Origin of the sequence: Macrococcoides bohemicum, assembly GCF_003259675.1 — a bacterium.
Classification (GTDB): domain Bacteria; phylum Bacillota; class Bacilli; order Staphylococcales; family Staphylococcaceae; genus Macrococcoides; species Macrococcoides bohemicum.
Window position 1 is genome coordinate 89,708 of sequence record NZ_PZJG01000006.1, and the last position, 21,899, is coordinate 111,606.

Genomic DNA, 21,899 nt, shown 5'->3' on the forward strand with positions numbered 1-21,899 from the left:
TTTTTGATTAATCTGTTTGTAGTTGTTGTCGCTTTTTATAATCATAAAATGTAGCACAGCTTATTGCGAGTAATATAAAAGCGATATAACTAAAAAATTGTGTGTTATGAGATATCTGTATAACAAGTCCGCCTATTATCGGACCTAATATACTACCGATACTGAATATGAGACCACACATTAAATTCCCAGCAGGTAACAAATATTTCGGAGTGATTTCGGTCATAAATGTTACTCCTAAAGAATACATTGAGCCGACAAAGATACCGGTAATAAAAAAGAGTCCGACTAACACATAGCCAGAGTGACTGAAGATCTGGCACATCATAAATAACATTGCACCGATAAAAGTCACAATAGTAAGTAAGATATTACGATTCATATTATCAGAAATCATACCAAGAGGCACCTGGAAAATGATCGCACCTAAACTAAACGCAGGTAAGATAATTATAATCAAATTAACAGGAATATCCTGCTTCATCGCATAAACAGGAAAGTTGCTGTTGAGACATGCTTCCAATATACCGTACATCATCGGAAATAAGAATGCAACCCAGCTCGTCTTCATTACTTTACCAAAGTTGATAGTTGTTGATTTAAACGATATTTTTGAATGATTATCTTCAGGAAATTCATTTTTTAGCATAAATACAAGGGCACTCGCTGTAAGTGTGAATACTGCACTTAATAGAAATGGAAGGCTTGTATGTACTTCGTATAATTTAGCGAGCAATGGCCCTGCCATAAAGCCGAGTGAGAAGCTTAAGCCATAAAAAGAGATGATACGGCCGAGTTTATGCTTTGGTGTTGTTTCAGTAAGCCAAGATTGTGTAGCAAAGTGGAGCATATTATCGCCGACACCAACAAGCAGTCGTAATATAAACCAGAATGTCATTGCTTTATACACTGGAAAAAGTGACATCGATATTACAATGATGATTGCGCCAATGACGACAAGATTTTTGTAACCTACTTTTCTTAGCAGGCCTTCTAAAAATAATGACGCTAAAAAAACACCAATATATAAAGATGATGCATGTAATCCGTTGATAAAACTAGGCACATCATCACGTTCAAAGATGATGGCGATAAGGGGTAATAACATACCTTGAGTTAAACCGGAAATAGATACAATGATAGTGAGTATAATGAAATTTTTCTTAAACATAGCGTCCTCCTTATTTTTGATTGTATCAGAATGCGTTGGCAATGCCTAAATGTAAGCGGTATGTTAATATGAATTTAATATATCAGTTCAAAGTGTAAAATAAATCACTAATAGATAATTATAAACTTGTTGAGGAGATGAAGCAATGTACAATTATGCTGACGATAGCCTAATGTTACATACAGATTTATATCAGATTAATATGGGTGAGACTTACTGGAATGATGGTATCCACGAGCAAACAGCAGTCTTTGATGTCTATTTCAGAAGTATGCCATTCGATGGTGGTTATGCTGTATTCGCAGGTCTTGAACGTGTAATCAATTATGTTAAAGGATTCAAATTTTCTGAAACGGATATGGAATATTTAAAGACTTTAGGATATCAGGATGATTATCTCGCTTATTTAAAAGATTTAAGATTTACAGGTAATATCCGTTCGATGCAGGAAGGGGAAATCTGCTTTAATAACGAACCGTTATTACGTATAGAAGCACCATTAATTCAAGCGCAGTTACTGGAAACAGCAATATTAAATATTGTGAACTTCCAGGTGCTTATTGCAACGAAAGCAAGTCGTATTAAACAAGTTGTTGGTGATGAAATTGTAATGGAATTCGGAACACGACGCGCCCAGGAAATGGATGCTGCAATTTGGGGTACACGTGCAGCATATATTGCTGGATTTGATTCAACAAGTAACGTTCGTGCAGGTAAGTTATTCGGCATTCCAGTGTCAGGGACGCATGCGCATGCGATGGTACAAGCGTATGATGATGAATATAATGCGTTTAAAAAATATGCAGAACGCCATAAAAACTGTGTCTTCCTTGTAGATACTTTCCATACGTTAAAGTCTGGTGTACCGAACGCGATTCGTGTAGCACAAGAATTAGGTGATAAGATTAATTTTGTCGGCATCCGTTTAGATTCCGGAGATTTAGCATACTTATCAAAAGAAGCACGTCGTATGTTAGATGAAGCGGGATTCCCAGATGCAAAAATATTTGCCTCAAATGACCTAGATGAAGAAACAATTACTAATTTGAAGTTACAAGGTGCAAAGATAACTGCCTGGGGTATTGGTACAAAATTAATTACAGCGTTTGATCAACCCGCATTAGGTGCTGTATATAAACTTGTAGCAATTGAAAATAAAGCGGGGCAATTAGAAGATCGTATTAAAATATCAAATAATGCTGAAAAAGTAACGACACCGGGTAAAAAGAATGTATATCGTATTATAAATAATCAGACAAAAAAATCAGAAGGTGATTATATCACTTTAGATTTTGAAGACCCATCTAAAGAAAAGCCGTTAAAGATGTTCCATCCGATTCATACGTATAAACAGAAATGGATCAATGATTTTACAGCAAAAGATCTTCACGAGGACATATTTGTTGATGGAAAGTTAGTATACGAAGTACCTACTTTAGAACAGTCACGTGCATATTTAAAAGCGAATCTGGCATTGTTATGGGAAGAAACAACGCGCTATTTAAATCCTGAAGAATATCCTGTAGATTTAAGTACGCTATGCTGGGAAAAGAAAAATCAGGAAATTTATGAAGTATCTAAAAAAGTGAAAGAAGTGAAGTAAATGACATTACAGCAAGATATTATAAAGTCACTTTATGTTCAGCCAGAGATTAATCCCGAAGAGACTTATAGAGCCATCGTAGACTTCATAAAAGACTACGTTAAACAAAATCCATTTATCAAATCTCTAGTACTAGGTATTTCAGGAGGACAAGACTCTACTTTAGCGGGCAAACTATCACAAATTGCAGCCACTGAATTACAAAGTGAGGGGTTAGATGTGAAGTTTGTTGCTGTTCGACTACCTTATGGTGTGCAAAAAGATGAACAAGATTGTCAGGACGCGCTTGACTATATCAATCCGGATAAAATTTATACAATCAATATTAAAGATGCAGTTGATGCGAGTATTGCGACATTAGATGCCCAAGGAGTTACTTTAACGGATTTTCAAAAAGGAAATGAAAAAGCACGTGAGCGTATGAAAGCACAATATTCTATCGCAGCAGTTCATAGTGGTATAGTTATCGGTACGGATCATGCGGCAGAAAGTATTACAGGATTCTACACGAAATTTGGAGATGGCGGAGCCGACATATTCCCCCTTGCCGGCTTAAATAAGCGTCAAGGTAAATCTATACTGAAGTATTTAGGTTGTCCGCTTCATCTATATGAAAAAGTTCCGACAGCTGACCTGGAAGAAGATAAACCACAATTGCCTGACGAAGTCGCACTCGGTGTGACTTATGAAGCAATCGATGACTACCTTGAAGGTAAGACAGTAGATGCTGAGTCTCGAGAAAAGATAGAAAGTCATTATATAAAAACTCAGCATAAGCGTATGCTTCCGATCACACGTTATTCAATCGAGGAACTCATAAAATAAATTACCATTGCAAACCCTTATCTTCAGTAGTAGAATTTAAGAATGATTTTTTATAGGGGGGATTACAGTGCCGGCAATGGATAACCCATGGATTACCGTGCTATTAATATTTGTTATCAATATTTTTTATGTATCGTTCTTAACGATGCGTATGATTCTGACACTTAAAGGTTATAGATATCTCGCAGCCTTTGTTTCAGTATTAGAAGTACTTGTCTATATCGTAGGATTAGGTATGGTAATGAATGGTCTAGATAAGATAGAAAACATCATCGCTTATGCACTAGGATTTGGTGCAGGGATTATTGTAGGGATGAAGATTGAAGAAATGATTGCATTAGGCTATATCGTTATCAATGTGACGACTGCGGAATATGATAAGGAAATTCCGAAAACTTTGCGTGACCTAGGTTACGGTGTAACGCACTATGCAGCACATGGCCGTGATGGTGATCGTCTTGTAATGCAAATTTTAACCCCACGTCGTTTTGAACTTAAATTAATGGACACAGTGAAGCAGCTTGATCCGAAAGCATTTATCATTGCATATGAGCCTAAGAATATTCATGGTGGATTCTGGGTTAAAGGTGTGCGCAGTAAAAAGTTAAAGGCGTATGATACAGATGAAGTTTGAAGTTAAAGACAATGAAACAATTACACAATGTTTAGAACGCATGAAGCAAGCAGGTTATGCACCAGTAAAAAGATTTCAAAAGCCAATTTTTCATGAAAATGAAAAAGGTGAAATAGAAGTGTATAAAGAACAGATTATTTTTACTGGGAAAAAGATTCAATAATGAAAATCGGTCCGTTCAGGGCCGTTTTTTTTAATGAGAATTTTATCTCATCGAAATATCTGTTAAAATAGAAGGTGTAGCATAAAATACACGAACTTTATAAATGAATAAATAAAAAATGTACGGAATTTTAAAAGTTTGTTATACTGATTAAGATAAAACATTTACGGAGGAATCTATTCATGATTGAACGTTATTCAAGAGAAGAGATGTCGAACATCTGGACGGAACAAAACAGATTTGAGGCTTGGTTAGAAGTTGAGATACTTGCAAGTGAAGCATGGGCAGAATTAGGATATATCCCTAAAGAAGATGTGAAGTTAATCCGTCAGAATGCTCGTGTTGATGTTGAACGCGCAAAAGAAATTGAGATGGAAACGCGTCATGACGTTGTTGCTTTTACACGTCAAGTATCCGAAACATTAGGAGAAGAGAAGAAATGGGTGCACTATGGTTTAACGAGTACAGATGTAGTGGATACAGCGTTAAGCTATGTGATTAAACAAGCGAATGACATTATCGAGAAAGATCTTGAAAGGTTCATCGAAGTATTAAAACAAAAAGCATTAAAGCATAAAACAACACTCATGATGGGTAGAACGCACGGTGTACATGCTGAACCGACAACATTCGGTTTAAAGATGGCGTTATGGTACATGGAAATGCAGCGTAACTTAAAGCGTTTTAAAGAAGTGCGTAAAGAAATCGAAGTTGGTAAGATGAGTGGCGCAGTAGGTACGTTTGCAAACATACCACCTGAAATTGAAAGCTATGTTTGTGAGAAATTAGGATTAGGATATGCTGAAATTTCAACACAAACGCTTCAACGTGACCGTCATGCTTACTACATTGCAACATTAAGCTTAATTGCTACTTCAATTGAGAAGTTTGCTGTAGAAGTACGTGGGCTTCAAAAGACTGAAACACGTGAAGTTGAAGAAGCATTCGCGAAAGGTCAAAAAGGATCTTCAGCAATGCCGCATAAACGTAATCCAATCGGTTCAGAGAATGTTACAGGTATCGCACGTGTTATTCGTGGCTACTTAACAACAGCTTATGAAAACGTACCATTATGGCATGAACGTGACATTTCACATTCATCTGCTGAACGTATTATGTTACCAGACGTAACGATTGCGTTAGATTACATGTTAAATCGTTTCACAAATATCATCGATAACTTAACAGTTTACGAAGAAAATATGAAAGCGAACATGGAAAAAACTTTCGGTTTAATCTACTCACAACGTGTAATGTTAACATTAATCGATAAAGGTATGGTACGTGAAGATGCGTATGATACAGTTCAACCGAAAGCGATGGAATCATGGGCAACGAAGACACCATTCCGTGAGCTAGTTGAACAAGATAGCAAGATTACTGACTTATTATCAAAAGAAGAACTAGATGAATGCTTCAACGAAAACCATCATTTAAATCAAATTGATACATTATTCCGCCGTGCTGGATTAGAATAGTATTTATGAAAGAATCTCTTCGGAGATTCTTTTTTTGTCTTTTTAAACTTTTTTAACAATATTAAATTAAAAATTAATTTACATTTTTTTAAAATTTGAATAAAATTATATTATACGAATTTTGTTAAATGATATAGAGTAATACTGTATTGCTGTACTTTAACAATGTAATACATTAAAATATAAGTACTAAAGTTTAAGGGGTGTTGATATTGCAAATCGAGAAAATTAAGGGGAAACAACTAGATGAATTGTTCGATGCAATTCTAACGCTGGAATCTCGTGAAGAATGTTATCAGTTTTTTGATGATCTTTGCACAGTGAATGAAATTCAGTCTTTATCACAACGTCTACTTGTTGCTAAGATGATTAAACAAGGATTTACATACGCTGCAATTGAAAAAGAATCAGGTGCATCAACTGCTACTATCTCAAGAGTGAAACGCTCTTTACAATGGGGAAACGATGCCTATACGATGGTTTTAGACAGAATGAATATCGAAACAAAATCTTAATTTCCAAGTACTGGGTCATATTTGATTCAGTATTTTTTTTGGCATATAATAGTAAATGAAATGAGGAGAAGACATGAAAAAATCTTTGCTTGTATTGTCAGCTATCCTATTAGCTGCCTGTAATCAAGGTGAAACCAATCAACAAACACATAAGAATTCAACACAGCAGACAGAAATGTCTTCAGAAAAAGAGACTACTGTTTCTGATGGTTCTACTACAATACCATCAGACCATAAAAAACATCAAAAAGAAGTAAAAGATGGCATAATTTATATTGATAATATATTAATTGTGAATAAAGATATTGCATTACCTGAGTCATATGCACCAGGCGAAATACAAGAAGCAAGACAAGCGATTGATCACTTGATACAGCAAGGTAATGCACAAGGTCTAAACCTGGTATTACGCAGTGGATTTAGAAGTTATGCGACGCAAACTGAATTATATAACAATTATGTAGCACGAGACGGTCAAAGTAAAGCGGATACGTATAGTGCGCGTCCAGGGCATTCTGAACATCAGACAGGATTAGCATTTGATTTAGGAAATACTGCCGGAACAGATGATTTTAAAGTTTCTTTTGAAAACACGGATGAAGGTAAATGGATCAAAGAAAATGCTCAGGAATATGGTTTTATTATAAGATACCCTAAAGACAAAACAGATATTACCGGCTATCAATATGAACCTTGGCATTTGAGATATTTAGGTAAAGAAATAGCTCAGAAAGTCAAAACAAGTGGATTGACACTAGAAGAATACCTTGGTTTGAAGTAGTTAGATATTAAGGAGAAACAAATGAAGAAAATATTATTAGCATCAGTGTTATTACTTACAAGCTGTAGTCTTCCGGAATCTATAGTTAAGCCTGAAAAAAGCGAAGAAAAAGCAGCTGACACAAAAGACGCACAAAAGAAAGATAAAGCAGTACAACAGAAAAAAGAAGCATTGCAGAAAAAACAGGTGACAAAATACAAGAAAGAAGTTAAAAATGGCGTGACATATATTAACGGAATTCTTATTGTAAATAAAAAAATTAGTTTACCATCAACGTATAATCCTGGAGAAAATAAAAATGTCAGAAAGATATTAAATAAGATGATCGTGGATGCCCAAAAAGATAATATGCATCTTGTTGTACGCAGTGCATATCGCAGTTATGCGGCCCAGAAAACATTGTACGATAAATTTGTTGCTTTAGATGGTCAGCAAATTGCTGAATCATATAGTGCAAAACCTGGGCAATCAGAGCATCAGACAGGTCTTGCATATGATATCGGTTCACGCGAATCAGTAGCCAACATGAGTATTCAGTTTGGGCAAACACCTGAAGGGAATTGGCTGAAAGAAAATGCACATAAATATGGCTTTATTATCCGTTATGGCAAAGATAAAACGCATATTACAGGCTACCGCTATGAACCGTGGCATATTCGCTATGTCGGTAACGAACATGCAGCAAAGTTATACCGCTCTGGTCAAACTTTAGAAGAATATTTAGGTGTATACAAAAAGCCGATTGCGAAAAAAATCTCTCGAAAAATACCCACAACGGAAGAACCAACAACTGAAAAATCTACAGCTGAACTGTCAACAACAGAAATGTTAACCATAGAACAGCCATTAACAGAACAACCATTAACAGAACAACCAACAATAGAAAATAACACCTCACAGTAGGTGTTATTTTTATGCAAACATATGTTTCGTTTCGCATTAAAAATGCACAAAAAAATGATATAATATTCATTATTATTATAAAAGGAGACACCTTATGTACGAGATTCAAGATTGGCAACATGTATTCAAGTTAGATCCTGCAAAAGAAATCAGCGATAATGATTTAGAACGTATTTGTGAATCAGGTACAGATGCAATTTTTATCGGGGGCTCAGATAATGTGACGATGGAAAATGTATTAGATTTAATGAGTCGCGTCCGACGCTATCCTGTGCCTTGTGTATTAGAAATTTCAAATATTGAAAGTGCGATTCCAGGGTTTGATCATTATTTAATTCCTTCAGTGTTAAATAGTGATAACGTTCATTTTCATAATGGTATGCTACACGAAGCGATTAAACAGATGGGACATATGATGGATTATGATTTATTTACAATGGAAGGTTATGTAGTATTAAATCCGGACAGTAAAGTAGCGAAACTAACGCGTAGTAATACAGATTTAAATCAAGATGATATTGCTGCTTATGCAGAAATGATCGAACATCTATATGGCTTAAAAGCAATGTATATCGAATATAGTGGCACATATGGAGACGTCAGTCTGGTTGAGGCTGCCAAAGAAAGGCTGAATCAAACGCGACTTATCTATGGTGGTGGTATTGATTCATTACAGAAAGCACGTGAGATGTTCGAAGTAGCAGATACGATTGTAGTAGGAAACGTAATTTATACAGATATCAAAAGTGCATTACAAACAGTAAAGGTTAGGGGTTAATATTGTGAATGATTTATTAAAGAACATGAATGAAGAGCAACAGAATGCAGTGAAGACGACAGAAGGACCACTGCTTATCATGGCAGGAGCAGGTTCAGGAAAGACCCGTGTTCTAACACACCGCATTGCTTATTTAATCGATGAAAAAGATGTATCTCCATATAAAATATTAGCAATAACATTCACAAATAAAGCAGCAAAAGAAATGAAAGAGCGTGTAAAAAATATTATCGGCGATGCATCAGACGTAATATGGATTTCTACGTTTCACAGTATGTGTGTAAGAATTTTAAGACGTGATATCGATAGAATAGGCATCGAACGCAACTTTACGATACTTGACCCGACTGATCAACGTTCTGTTGTAAAAGATATACTGAAAAAAGAGAATATTGATCCGAAGAAATATGATCCAAGAATGTTTGTCGGTGAAATTTCTAATTTAAAAAATGAACTGAAAACACCTGATGATGCACAAGCAGATGCAAATGATTTTATGAGTGTGATGGTTGCAAAAGTGTATAAACAATATCAGGAGAAATTACTTAAAAACCATGCGCTCGACTTTGATGATTTAATTATGATGACATTAAAGCTATTTGAACGTGTACCTGATGTATTAGATTATTACCAGAATAAATTTCAGTATATTCACGTCGATGAATATCAAGATACGAATAGGGCGCAATATATGCTTGTTAAGATGCTCGCAGACAAGTTCAAAAATTTATGTGTCGTAGGGGATTCGGATCAATCTATCTATGGTTGGCGTGGTGCAGATATTTATAATATCTTAAGTTTTGAAAAAGATTATAAAGATGCGAAGACGATATTTTTAGAAAGAAACTATCGTTCAACGAAGAACATATTATTTGCTGCCAATGAAGTCATTAAAAATAATACAGAACGTAAGCCGAAAGCATTATGGACAGATAATGATCACGGCTCTAAAATTAATTATTATAAAGCACAATCAGAACGTTCTGAAGCAGAATATATTGTATCGGAAATATTGAAGAAAAAGCGTGATGGTTATGCCTTGAAAGACATGGCAATTCTATATCGTACGAATGCACAATCACGTGTACTGGAAGAAACTTTGATGAAATCAAATGTTAACTATACGATGGTCGGTGGAACAAAATTCTATGATAGAAAAGAAATTAAAGATATATTAAGCTATTTGAGATTAATCGCAAATAGTAATGAAGATATTAGTTTCACGCGTATTATTAATACGCCTAAACGAGGCATTGGACCATCTGCGTTAGATAAAATCGTAGCGTATGCTGAGAACAATGGTTTAAGTTATTTTGATGCGTTAGCTGAAGTAGACTTTATCGGTTTACCGAAAAAGACGACTGAAAAGCTTGTCCAGTTCTATAACATGTTAGATAACATTATGAAACAGCAGGAATTTTTGTCTGTTTCTGAACTTGCAGAAGAAGTACTTGAACAAACAGGATATATGCGCATGTTAGAAGCGGAAAATACACTAGAATCTCAGTCACGTATTGAAAATATTCAGGAGTTTATGAGTGTACCGAAAGATTATGAAAAGGAAACACCCGACGAAGAACAGTCACTGATTAATTTCCTTACGGACCTACAACTTGTTGCAGATGTTGATAACGCAGATTTAGAAGCAGGAATTACATTGATGACAATGCACTCAGCAAAAGGTTTAGAGTTTAAAGTGGTATTTATTGCAGGACTTGAAGAAACGATCTTTCCACATTCAAGAAGTTTGAATAGTGACAGTGAGATGGAAGAAGAACGTAGATTGATGTACGTTGCAATTACACGTGCTGAAGAGCATCTCTATTTAACACATGCAGATATGCGCAGTTTATTCGGAAGAACTCAAGCAAATAGAAAGTCGCGATTTATTACTGAAATTCCTGATGATATTTTAGATACACCAGCTAGACCAACGTACCCTAAAGGTGTGAAACGAGGACCTGCAAGACGAATGACGACTACAGCAACCTCAGCACCGAGTGACTATAAAGTTGGCGATAAAGTTATGCATAAAGCCTGGGGAGAAGGTTTAGTAAGTAACGTTAGTGAAAAGAATGGTTCAACAGAACTTGATATTATATTTAAATCAGTTGGTATGAAACGTCTATTAAGTCAGTTTGCACCGATTGAAAAAAAGGAGTAATCAATGGAAAAAAGAGTTCAGGAATTACATCAACTTTTACATCGATATAATTATGAATATCACGTATTGGATAATCCAACGGTACCGGATGCAGAATATGATAAGCTATTACACGAATTAATTGCTATAGAAGAGAAGCATCCTGAACTGAAAACTCAGGATTCACCAACGGTTCGTGTAGGAGCTGAACCTTTATCCAAGTTTGATAAAGTTGATCATGATACACCGATGCTAAGTCTAGGTAATGCTTTTAGCGAAGAGGATTTAATCGCATTTGATACACGTGTTAGAAACGAAGTAGGTAGCGTAGAATATATGGTAGAGCTAAAAATAGATGGATTAGCTGTTTCACTAAAATATGTGGATGGTGTCTTTGTTCAGGGATTAACACGTGGTGATGGAACGACCGGTGAGAATATCACTGAAAATTTAAGAACCATCTATGCGATACCATTAACAATTAAAGAGCCGTTAACGTTTGAAGTGCGTGGTGAAGCTTATATGCCTAAAAGTTCATTTATCGCATTAAATGAACAACGTGCTGCAAATGGTGAACAACTGGCCGCAAATCCTCGTAATGCTGCTGCAGGTTCACTGCGTCAGCTTGATTCAAGGCTTGCCGCTAAACGAAAGCTTGATATCTTCTTGTACAGTGTGAATGATTTACGTGAGATTAATGCATCAAGTCAAAGTGAAGCATTAGATCGACTTGATGCAATTGGATTTAAGACAAACCCTGAACGTAGATTATGTAAGGATATGCAGGAAGTTTTTGAATATATTAAGTTCTGGACAGAAAAACGTGAGAATTTAGCATACGATATTGATGGTATCGTTATTAAAGTTAATAATTTAGCGAAACAGGATGAATTAGGATTTACAGCTAAATCACCGAAATGGGCAATTGCTTATAAGTTTCCGGCAGAAGAAGTTGTAACGACATTAAACGATATTGAGCTATCTATCGGAAGGACGGGCGTTGTAACACCAACTGCGATTTTAGAACCCGTTAATGTTGCAGGCACGACTGTTGGACGTGCATCACTTCATAATGAAGATCTGATTCACGAAAAAGATATTCGTATTGGAGATTCTGTCGTTATTCGTAAAGCTGGGGAAATTATTCCTGAAGTTGTGCGTGTCGTACTTGATCGTAGACCTGAGGGTGCAACAACTTATCATATGCCTGAAGTATGTCCGTCATGTGGTCATGAACTTGTGCGTATTGAAGGAGAAGTTGCCTTACGTTGTATTAATCCGAAATGCGATGCAAAACTTGTAGAAGGAGTAATACACTTCGTTTCAAGAACAGCGATGAACATCGATGGACTTGGAGAACGTATTGTACAAAGCTTATATCAGGAAGGTATCATTCATGATGTTGCAGATATTTATAATTTAACACGTGAACAACTTTTACCGCTTGAACGCATGGGTGAGAAGAAAGTGGATAAACTACTTAGCGCAATAGAAGCATCGAAATCCAATTCGCTGGAACGATTATTATTTGGATTAGGTATTCGACATTTAGGTGCTAAAGCAAGTCAGATATTAGCACAGGAATATCATACAATGGATCGCTTAAAATCTGCTACAATAGAAGCGTTAACTGAAATAGATGATATTGGATATAAAATGGCGCAGTCACTCGTTACTTATATGCAAAATGAAGATATTATTAAATTAATAGATAAACTCGCGTCAAGCGGCGTCAATATGACGTATAATGGACAGAAAAAAGAAGATATCGAAATTCATCCGGTATTTGGTAATAAAACCATTGTACTTACTGGGAAATTAAACATAATGTCACGTAGTGATGCAACGAAAGCACTTACTAATCTGGGTGCAAAAGTAACAAGTTCTGTAACGAAAAAAACAGATTTAGTCATAGCGGGGGAAGATGCTGGAAGTAAGCTTGAAAAAGCACAAACATTAGGCATTGAAGTCTGGAATGAAACAATGATGATTGAAGCACTTAAGTAATAATAGTTAGGAGAAAAAGATGAAACGTTTAGGCTATTTAGTATTATCGACACTTATATTAGCAAGTTGTTCGAATTCTGCAACGACAACCAATGATCAGAATAAAGAAAAAGAAGAAAAGCAAATTGCTACTGATATTCAAATTTCAAATGACTATTTTAGAACGTTATTACCGTTTAAAGAAAGTCAGGCACGTGGATTAACAAGTACAAATATGTCTAGCAGCTACAATGGAGAAGCATTTGAAACAGGTTTATTACGTATCAGTAAGAAGATTTTTTCTCCTGATGAGTATTTGTATCGCGATGGCCAATTACTGACAAAAAGTGCTGTAGAAAGTTATCTGGAACCACAATATACAAAAACTGAAATAGACAAGATGGACAAGGATGAACGTATCGAAAAAAATGCATATGCCAACTTCGGTTTAAATCCATCGCATAAAGGTGAAACAGATCCAACGAAGATTGCAAAAGAATCGCCAGCTTATTTATCGCATATTATTGAACAGGACTTCTTTACGGAATCAGACGCAAAACGTAAGAGAATTTCCGGTATGACAATCGGCCTTGCGATGAATAGTGTTTACTACTATCAAAAAGAAGCATATGGTGAAGTGTATAGTGAAAATTTAGATAAAAAAGAAGTTGAGAAAAAAGGGAAAGCAATGGCAGATGAGATACTATCTCGCTTACGTGTGAAACAGGAATTAAAGGATATTCCGATTACGTTTGCAATCTTTATACAATCATCATCAGAAAGTATTACTCCAGGGAATTTTGTCTCTTATGCTGTAAGTGAGGAAAGCAGTAAGAAGATTGGAAAATGGAAGTCTATAAATGAAAAGTATGTATTGTTACCTTCAGCTGATGCAGATAAATTAAATGAGAAATTAAATAATGATTATAAACAATTTAACGATCAGCTACAAACGTATTTTCCAAACTTTACGCAATCAATAGGAACAGGTTATTTTGTCAACGATTCGATTAAAGAGCTGAATATTAATGTGCCATTAGACTACTTTGGTAAAGCAGAGGTGGTAGGTGTTACACAATATATTGCAGACCTAGCAATGAAGAATTTCAGTCAAGTTGATAATTTAGAAATCTCTATCGTAGATAACGATAAACCACTTGCGTTAATCGTGAAAAATAAAGGTGCTAAAGAACCGACGATTCATGTATATCGTCAGTAAATTTAAAAAAGCCATTCAATACGAAAGTGTATTGAATGGCTTTTTGTGTGAAATGATTTTAGGAAGGGTAAGTGTCTTCAAAATAAATCTGAGGTCACTTTCATATAAAAATATAATGATTAACTTCTAACAATACGTTTCATTTCATCAAATTCATCAATAATACGTTGTTCTGGCTTTGGTGTCATCAGAGACACTAATACAGTAGAAACTAAGCTGATGATAAATCCAGGAATGATTTCATAATATTCGAAGATGCCGCCATGAGATTTCATGAAGATCCAGAAGATTACGGTAATTGAACCTAATACCATACCTGTAATTGCACCATGTTTCGTTAAGCCTTTCCAGTATAAGGATAACAATACAAGTGGTCCGAATGCAGCACCAAATCCAGCCCATGCATTACCGACTAAGTTTAAGATTGTATCATTTGGGCTCCATGCAATCGCACCAGCGACTACTGCTACAAGCAATACAGAAATTCTTCCAACTAAAACGAATTCTTTCTCACGACTTGTATCCTGTAAACTAGATTTCGTGAATAACATATAAAAGTCTTGTGTTAAAGCTGAACTTGTTACAAGTAACTGAGAAGAAATCGTACTCATAATGGCCGCTAAAATAGCTGCTAAGAAGAATCCTGCAATTAACGGGTGGAAGAGCACTTGACTCATCACTACGAAAATTGTTTCAGGGTTTTCTAATTTTGTACCTGATTCATTGATGAATGCGATACCAACAAGACCTGTAACGACAGCACCAATCAATGAAGCAGCCATCCATGAGATACCGATTCTTCGTGCTGCTGGTAACATTCTATGAGACTTAATTGACATAAATCTTACGATAATATGTGGTTGTCCAAAATATCCTAATCCCCAAGCAAGTAACGAAATAATACCTACTGTTGTTGTTCCTTTAAAGATGTCTAAGTTAGTTGGTTTTAATTCAACAACTGTATCAAATACTTCTAATCCATTTAATTTCATAATCGCTACGATCGGAACTAATACTAAAGCGATTAACATGATAACCCCTTGGAAGAAGTCAGTTAAAGATACTGCTAAATATCCACCGAACAATGTATACAGAATTACGATACCTGCCGTTAAAATTAACCCGACATGATAATTTAATCCAAATGCACTTTCAAATAATACGCCACCTGATACCATTCCAGCATGTGTATATAATGTGAAGAAGACGATGATTACTAATCCTGAAATTATCTTTAAGATACGTGTATGGTCACTAACACGTTTTTCAAAGAAATCTGGAATGGTAATTGCATTATCTGTAAGTTCTGTGTAAACACGTAAACGTGGTGCAACTAAAATGTAGTTAAGCCATGCTCCGAACGTTAACCCGATTGCAATCCATGCTGCTGAAATACCTGTTGAGTAAACAGATCCAGGTAATCCCATCAGCATCCATCCACTCATATCAGCAGCGCCTGCTGATAACGCTGTAACTAAAGCACCAAGATTACGACCACCAAGCATATACTCATCCAGCGTGCTTGTTGATTGCTTGTAGGCATAGTATCCGATGCCAAGCAAGATGAAGAAGTACACAGCAATCATGACATAGGTCATCCATGTTGCTTCAATTTTTACGTTTTGAAACGTATTTCCTAATAAAAACATTATTTATCCCCCTTTTATCCCTTTAATACATTAAATCAGAATATTTTGTACACTTTATTATAAGTCCTTTTAAAGCGTTTTCAAAGATAATTTTTAATAACTTTAGATTTTTCTTAAAAAATTTGATAAAATCTAAGGATGATATAAAGTTCAGGAGGAATATATTCATGTCAAACGTAACGAACGAGCAGGTAAAGCACGTTGCACATTTAGCACGTCTGGAAATTACTGAAGAAGAAGCAGCAAAGTTCAGCTCTCAATTAGAAGCGATTCTTAACTTTGCAGACCAATTAGAAGAAGTAGATACAGAAAATGTTGAGCCAACATTCCATGTATTAGATCTTCAAAATGTATTGCGTGAAGATGTTGCAGAAAAGAGTTTAACACAAGAAGAAATTTTAAGAAATGCGCGTAGTACAGAAGCAGGTCAATTTAAAGTACCATCGATTTTAGACGGAGGAGAATAACAAATGTCATTAAGATATGAATCTATAGAAAATTTAACGAAATTGATTCAAGAGAAAAAAGTAAAACCTTCTGAATTAATTGAAGAAACATTTAAAAATATTAAACAAACTGATGCAACAATCAATTCTTTCTTAGCATTAGATGAAGCTGTTGCTATGGATAAAGCGAAAGCGATGGATAATCAGGAACCTACAGGTAAACTTTTCGGAATTCCGATGGGTATTAAAGATAACATCGTGACAAAAGATCTAGAAACGACTTGTGCGTCAAAAATCTTAACAGGTTTTAATCCGGTTTATGATGCGACAGTTATGAATAAGTTAAATGCGGAAAATGGTATTGTTGTCGGAAAATTAAATATGGATGAGTTTGCAATGGGCGGATCAACTGAAAACTCATTCTATAAGAAAACTGTCAATCCGTTTGATCATTCTGCAGTACCTGGTGGTTCTTCAGGTGGATCTGCTGCTGCTGTTGCAGCTAGTTTAGTACCATTTTCTTTAGGTAGTGATACTGGTGGATCAATTCGTCAGCCAGCATCATACTGTGGTGTTGTCGGTATGAAACCAACATATGGCCGCGTATCACGTTATGGTTTAGTGGCATTTGCATCTTCTTTAGATCAAATCGGACCGATTACAAGAAATGTTAAGGATAATGCAAAAGTATTAGAAATTATTTCTGGACACGACAATATGGACTCTACAAGTGCACCGGTAGAAGATGTTGACTTTTCTTCTAATATTGAAAAGGACATTAAAGGATTACGTGTTGCAGTACCAAAAGAATATTTAGGAGAAGGTGTATCTGAAGAGGTGCGTACTTCAGTTCAGAATGCGATTAAAGCATTAGAAAAAATGGGTGCTGAAATTTCAGAAGTTTCGTTACCAAATTCTAAATATGGTGTAGCAACGTACTATATTCTTTCTTCTAGTGAAGCGTCAGCGAACTTAGCGCGTTTCGATGGTATTCGCTATGGTTATCAGGCAGAAGGTGCTAAAAACTTAGAAGAGTTATACAAAAAGACGCGTCAGGAAGGTTTCGGCGATGAAGTGAAACGTCGTATTATGTTAGGAACGTATGCTTTAAGTTCTGGTTACTACGATGCTTATTATAAAAAAGCTCAAAAAGTCCGTACGTTAATTAAACAGGACTTTGAACGCGTATTTGCAGAATATGATGTTATTGTTGGACCTACTGCACCAACTGTTGCATTCGATATCGGTGCTCAAATCAATGATCCATTAACAATGTATGCTAATGATATCTTAACAATTCCAATTAACTTAGCAGGATTACCTTCAATTTCTGTACCATGTGGTGAAGCAAATGGACGTCCAATCGGTTTACAGTTAATCGGTAAGCCGTTCGATGAGAAAACATTATACAACGTTGCATATAACTACGAGCAAGTATTTAATATGTCTGAACGTTATCAATCATTATAAGGAGAATATACTATGCATTTTGAAACAGTAATCGGACTTGAGGTCCATGTAGAACTTAAAACAGAATCAAAAATGTTTTCGGCTTCTCCTGCACATTTCGGAGCAGAACCGAACACAAATGTTAACGTGATTGACTTGGGATATCCAGGTGTATTACCTGTTGTGAATAAAACAGCTGTAGACTGGGCAATGAGAGCTGCTATGGCTTTAAATATGGATGTTAGAACTTCTACGAAATTTGACCGTAAAAACTACTTTTATCCAGATAATCCGAAAGCTTACCAAATCTCACAATTTGATGAGCCGATTGGTGAGAATGGATATATTGATATCGAAGTAAAAGGTGAAACGAAACGTATCGGTATTACACGTCTTCATATGGAAGAAGATGCTGGTAAATTAAGCCATAAAGACGGTTATTCATTAGTCGATTTAAATCGTCAAGGTACACCGTTAGTTGAAATCGTATCTGAACCAGATATCCGCACACCAGAAGAGGCATATGCTTACTTAGAGAAGTTAAAAGCAATCATCCAATACACAGGTGTATCTGACGTACGTATGGAAGAAGGATCACTTCGTTGCGATGCAAACATTTCACTTCGTCCAGTTGGTCAAGAGAAATTCGGTACGAAAGCAGAGCTTAAAAACTTAAACTCATTCTCTTACGTTAAAAAAGGATTAGAGCATGAAGTGAAACGTCAGGAAGAAGTTTTACTAAATGGTGGCGAAATTCTTCAGGAAACACGTCGTTTTGATGAATCTACTGGTAAAACAATTCTTATGCGTGTTAAAGAAGGTTCAGATGATTATCGTTACTTCCCTGAACCTGATTTAGTTCCTTTATTCATTGATGAAGCATGGAAAGAACGCGTACGTGCGTCTATTCCAGAACTTCCTGATGTACGTAAAGAGAAATATGTTTCAGAATACGGATTACCTGCATATGATGCACACGTATTAACATTAACGAAAGAAATGTCTGATTTCTTCGAAGCAATGATTGCTTTAGATGCAGACGCTAAACTTTCTTCAAACTGGTTAATGGGTGGCGTAAACGAATATTTAAACAAAAATCAAAAGGATTTACATGATACAAAATTAACACCAGAAAACTTAGCTGAAATGGTGAAATTACTTGCAGAAGGTACAATTTCTTCTAAGATCGCGAAGAAAGTATTCGCTGAAACGGTTGAAAGTGGAAAAGCACCGAAAGTGATTATGGAAGAACAAGGATTAGTTCAAATTTCTGATCCTGAGCAATTAAAAGCATTCGTTACTGAAGCTTTAGATAACAATCCACAATCGATTGAAGACTTTAAGAATGGTAAAGGCAAAGCGACAGGATTCTTAGTTGGTCAAATTATGAAAATTTCTAAAGGACAAGCTAACCCACAAATGGTTAACAAAATTCTTAAAGAAGAATTAGAAAAACGTTAATATATGTATTATCAGCTCTAGATATAGGACAATATGTGCCTATCTTTAGAGCTTTTATAATACAATGATAGTAAGGTGTAATAATTAACAGTCATAAAATAATTGACAATTATTATCAAATTGATACTATTATTTTAATGAACTTAGGACGAGGAGATAAATAGAATGATTGATATTCATAACCATATATTATTCGGTATCGATGATGGTGCACAAACAAAAGAAGATATGCTTGATATGGCAAGAGCCGCACATGCAGAAGGAATAACTGATATTATTGCGACACCCCATCATAAAATTGGTGTGTACGAAAATTTTGGACCGAAAATTAAAGCTTTAACAGAAGAAGTGAATACAATTATTGCCGCTGAAGGTATACCTGTAAAAGTACATGCCAGTCAGGAAGTAAGAATTTATGGAGATGTTGTTGAAGATTTAAAACATGCTCAGGCTTTAACTTTATCTGAAGATAGTCCTTATGTGTTAATTGAGTTTCCTTCACATGAAGTACCAATATTTACAGAGCAATTATTTACGAAGATGGCTTTAGAAGGATATATTCCGATCATAGCACATCCTGAGCGTAATTCTGAGCTTCAAAAAAATCCAAATAGATTGGCTGAACTTATAGAACTTGGTGCGCTCGCTCAAGTTACTGCCGGGGTTGTTTGTGGTCATTTAGGTGAATTTAGCAAGCAGTGTGCTGAAATGATGATGGACCATCGTTTAATTCATATAGTAGCGAGTGATGCTCATAATGTAACTTCAAGAAATTATTATATGAATGAAGCGTATGAAGCAATTGCCTGGAAATATGGTGATGAAGCAGTTAACAAGTATAAAGAAAATGCCCTAAAAGTGTTAAAGGGTGAAACGATTCGTTATGTCAGTCCGATTGAAGTAGGGAAGAAAGATAAAATTGAGAAACCTGTTAAGAAAAAGAAGAAGAAATTTTTAGGATTATTTTAAATATAACAAAAAAGCCTGTCTCCAAAATCATTGGAGACAGGCTTTTAACTATTCAACTTTATCGTTAAATAAATAATCTGAAATTGATGTTACCCATCTTGTTACACCACGGTCTGTCAATAAACCATCATCTACGTTGTAATAATCTTCAATTGCCTTATTGTTCGGCCATTTGTTAGATTGATTCACATAGAAAAATTCATTGCTTTGACTACCGAAATAATCTGCTTCAGCTTTTTGATATTTAGCAAAATTAGAATCATTGTATTCAGGTCTTGTACCAATGATTACTACAGGCGTATTATCGTTACCTGCTGCAGAATAGATACTTTCAATCTTTGCGATGTGGTCGTTTGACGATACATTTTCATAGAAATCGTTTAAAGTTAATGCATCTAAAATGACTAAGTCAGGTTTAGTTTTATTAATTTTTTCGATACTTACTGTTGAAGAAGAACCAGATACTTCTACTTCATTCACTTTAATATGATCGTCAGAAGCATATGCTAACTCATCTTTAACTGTCGTGTTCTCGTCAGATGTTTGATACGGTGTAGACACAAGTGTGATATTCATGACTTTCTTATCTTTAACTGCATTGTTATAGATAGACTGGAAAGTTTTCTTTTTAAAAAGATTTGTATTCGGTTTTTTGTTTGTATCTTTTTTTACTTCTTTTTTAGTCTTATTATCTTGTTCAGCATAGTAATCTTTATCGCTTTGCTCAGAGATTGCTTTTTCTCTAGCCTCAGAGTCAGTTACACGTGTTTCCCAAAATGTATAACCCACTGCAATTAGAATTACTGCTAAAACGATATAAATCCAAAACAATAAATTCTTCATTGCGAATTGTTCCTCCACCTTTATTCAATACTAATATAGTAACAAAAAAATGAGAAAATTTATACATACAAGTACTATTTGATAAATTTTTCTTTAAGATATATACCCTAAACATGATAAGTTAAGACATAATTAAAATAAAATTTTAAGTTTAATACTAGATTTTTCGACTAGATTTTTAGGATAATAATAAGTAAATATATTATAAAAGTGTAGCTTAAGTTGTGAACATTACAAATTGGAAAATGATTAAAATAAGATAGTAATACTACAATTGATATGGTAAAATATCTCTATATAAGTGTCGATGGTATCATTTCCTGAATCGGAGGATCTTTATGATTGATTATACGCCTTGGAATGAAAAAGACTATCATCAGATTTTTATCCATGAGGCAAAAGAACTGATAGAAATTTTCAGAAATGAAATCGTTGAACTTCATCATTTTGGAAGCACTTCAGTGAAAGATTTACCTGGTAATCAGACGATAGATATATTACCAATCGTAAAAACTTTATCACAAGTGAGTTTATATAAAGATAAGATGGAGGCTATCGGTTATAAAGAAGTAGAAGTAAAAGAGATGACTGATGAACAGTGCAGACTCTTTGTAGCAAAGAAAAATCAACTGACGTTCTATGTAACGATGATTGAAAGAACAAACTTTAATGCAATTACAAGAAGACTCGCATTAAGAGACTATTTACGTGAACATAAACTTGAACGTCTGGCATATGCCAAATTTAAGATGCAACAAGCAGTGCAATATAGAAATGATTTCAACACTTATAATGTAACGAAGAATGACTATATTTTGAAATTAGAAGCAAAAGCACTTCGCTGGTATGAAGCGAAAAGAGGTTAAGCATTCTGCTTAGCCTT

General features: G+C 35.1%; 20 protein-coding genes. 17 read left to right on the forward strand and 3 right to left on the reverse strand.

Annotated elements, in window-relative coordinates; translation table 11 throughout:
- Window positions 1-7: 7 nt before the first annotated feature.
- Window positions 8-1,171 (reverse strand): MFS transporter, encoded by a 1,164-nt coding sequence (locus BHX94_RS09915; RefSeq protein WP_111746332.1) that lies wholly within the window; start codon window positions 1,169-1,171, stop codon window positions 8-10.
- A 145-nt stretch (window positions 1,172-1,316) separates the two neighbouring features.
- Between BHX94_RS09915 and BHX94_RS09920 the strand changes: the two genes are divergently transcribed.
- The 12 genes from BHX94_RS09920 to BHX94_RS09975 all read left to right on the forward strand — a co-directional run bounded on the left by BHX94_RS09920 (window position 1,317) and on the right by BHX94_RS09975 (window position 14,199).
- On the forward strand, window positions 1,317-2,774 hold the full coding sequence (locus BHX94_RS09920; protein ID WP_111746334.1) for a nicotinate phosphoribosyltransferase: 1,458 nt from the start codon (window positions 1,317-1,319) through the stop codon (window positions 2,772-2,774).
- Window positions 2,775-3,599: an ammonia-dependent NAD(+) synthetase gene (gene nadE, locus BHX94_RS09925; RefSeq protein ID WP_111746336.1), complete on the forward strand. Its 825-nt coding sequence runs from the start codon at window positions 2,775-2,777 to the stop codon at window positions 3,597-3,599.
- Window positions 3,600-3,675: 76 nt separating this feature from the next.
- Window positions 3,676-4,233 carry a DUF2179 domain-containing protein gene (locus tag BHX94_RS09930; protein WP_111746454.1) on the forward strand — a complete coding sequence of 186 codons (558 nt, stop codon included), beginning with the start codon at window positions 3,676-3,678 and terminating at the stop codon, window positions 4,231-4,233.
- Window positions 4,223-4,396, forward strand: coding sequence for an NETI motif-containing protein (locus BHX94_RS09935; protein WP_096075897.1), 174 nt, complete (start codon window positions 4,223-4,225; stop codon window positions 4,394-4,396). Before BHX94_RS09930 ends, BHX94_RS09935 begins: the two co-directional genes overlap by 11 nt.
- Before the next feature lie 182 nt (window positions 4,397-4,578).
- Window positions 4,579-5,874, forward strand: a complete 1,296-nt coding sequence (gene purB / locus BHX94_RS09940; RefSeq protein ID WP_111746338.1) for an adenylosuccinate lyase — start codon at window positions 4,579-4,581, stop codon at window positions 5,872-5,874.
- 212 nt (window positions 5,875-6,086) lie between these two features.
- Window positions 6,087-6,389 (forward strand): YerC/YecD family TrpR-related protein, encoded by a 303-nt coding sequence (locus BHX94_RS09945; RefSeq protein ID WP_096075899.1) that lies wholly within the window; start codon window positions 6,087-6,089, stop codon window positions 6,387-6,389.
- 73 nt (window positions 6,390-6,462) lie between these two features.
- Entirely contained in the window at window positions 6,463-7,170 is a 708-nt protein-coding gene (locus BHX94_RS09950) for a M15 family metallopeptidase (protein WP_111746340.1), read from the forward strand.
- A 21-nt stretch (window positions 7,171-7,191) separates the two neighbouring features.
- Entirely contained in the window at window positions 7,192-8,073 is an 882-nt protein-coding gene (locus BHX94_RS09955) for a M15 family metallopeptidase (RefSeq protein WP_111746342.1), read from the forward strand.
- Between the two features lie 94 nt (window positions 8,074-8,167).
- Window positions 8,168-8,851 carry a heptaprenylglyceryl phosphate synthase gene (gene pcrB, locus BHX94_RS09960; RefSeq protein WP_111746344.1) on the forward strand — a complete coding sequence of 228 codons (684 nt, stop codon included), beginning with the start codon at window positions 8,168-8,170 and terminating at the stop codon, window positions 8,849-8,851.
- 4 nt (window positions 8,852-8,855) lie between these two features.
- Entirely contained in the window at window positions 8,856-11,015 is a 2,160-nt protein-coding gene (gene pcrA / locus BHX94_RS09965; RefSeq protein WP_111746346.1) for a DNA helicase PcrA, read from the forward strand.
- A gap of 3 nt (window positions 11,016-11,018) precedes the next feature.
- On the forward strand, window positions 11,019-13,001 hold the full coding sequence (gene ligA / locus BHX94_RS09970; RefSeq protein WP_111746348.1) for an NAD-dependent DNA ligase LigA: 1,983 nt from the start codon (window positions 11,019-11,021) through the stop codon (window positions 12,999-13,001).
- A 19-nt stretch (window positions 13,002-13,020) separates the two neighbouring features.
- The gene (locus tag BHX94_RS09975; RefSeq protein WP_111746350.1) at window positions 13,021-14,199 is read left to right on the forward strand and encodes a CamS family sex pheromone protein; all 1,179 of its coding nucleotides are present in this window, start codon (window positions 13,021-13,023) and stop codon (window positions 14,197-14,199) included.
- A 119-nt stretch (window positions 14,200-14,318) separates the two neighbouring features.
- Here the strand turns inward: BHX94_RS09975 and putP are convergent, their stop codons facing one another.
- Window positions 14,319-15,848 (reverse strand): sodium/proline symporter PutP, encoded by a 1,530-nt coding sequence (putP, locus tag BHX94_RS09980; RefSeq protein ID WP_111746352.1) that lies wholly within the window; start codon window positions 15,846-15,848, stop codon window positions 14,319-14,321.
- A 167-nt stretch (window positions 15,849-16,015) separates the two neighbouring features.
- Here putP and gatC point away from each other — a divergent pair, with 167 nt between their 5' ends.
- The 4 genes from gatC to BHX94_RS10000 all read left to right on the forward strand — a co-directional run bounded on the left by gatC (window position 16,016) and on the right by BHX94_RS10000 (window position 20,173).
- The gene (gene gatC / locus BHX94_RS09985) at window positions 16,016-16,315 is read left to right on the forward strand and encodes an Asp-tRNA(Asn)/Glu-tRNA(Gln) amidotransferase subunit GatC (RefSeq protein WP_111746355.1); all 300 of its coding nucleotides are present in this window, start codon (window positions 16,016-16,018) and stop codon (window positions 16,313-16,315) included.
- 3 nt (window positions 16,316-16,318) lie between these two features.
- Entirely contained in the window at window positions 16,319-17,764 is a 1,446-nt protein-coding gene (gene gatA, locus BHX94_RS09990) for an Asp-tRNA(Asn)/Glu-tRNA(Gln) amidotransferase subunit GatA (RefSeq protein ID WP_096075908.1), read from the forward strand.
- A gap of 12 nt (window positions 17,765-17,776) precedes the next feature.
- Window positions 17,777-19,204 carry an Asp-tRNA(Asn)/Glu-tRNA(Gln) amidotransferase subunit GatB gene (gatB, locus tag BHX94_RS09995; RefSeq protein ID WP_111746357.1) on the forward strand — a complete coding sequence of 476 codons (1,428 nt, stop codon included), beginning with the start codon at window positions 17,777-17,779 and terminating at the stop codon, window positions 19,202-19,204.
- A 165-nt stretch (window positions 19,205-19,369) separates the two neighbouring features.
- On the forward strand, window positions 19,370-20,173 hold the full coding sequence (locus tag BHX94_RS10000) for a tyrosine-protein phosphatase (protein WP_111746359.1): 804 nt from the start codon (window positions 19,370-19,372) through the stop codon (window positions 20,171-20,173).
- 48 nt (window positions 20,174-20,221) lie between these two features.
- On the opposite strand, the gene BHX94_RS10005 is transcribed toward BHX94_RS10000, so the two are convergent.
- On the reverse strand, window positions 20,222-21,016 hold the full coding sequence (locus BHX94_RS10005; protein WP_111746361.1) for a substrate-binding domain-containing protein: 795 nt from the start codon (window positions 21,014-21,016) through the stop codon (window positions 20,222-20,224).
- 338 nt (window positions 21,017-21,354) lie between these two features.
- Between BHX94_RS10005 and BHX94_RS10010 the strand changes: the two genes are divergently transcribed.
- Entirely contained in the window at window positions 21,355-21,882 is a 528-nt protein-coding gene (locus BHX94_RS10010; RefSeq protein WP_096075912.1) for a GrpB family protein, read from the forward strand.
- Window positions 21,883-21,899 lie beyond the last annotated feature (17 nt).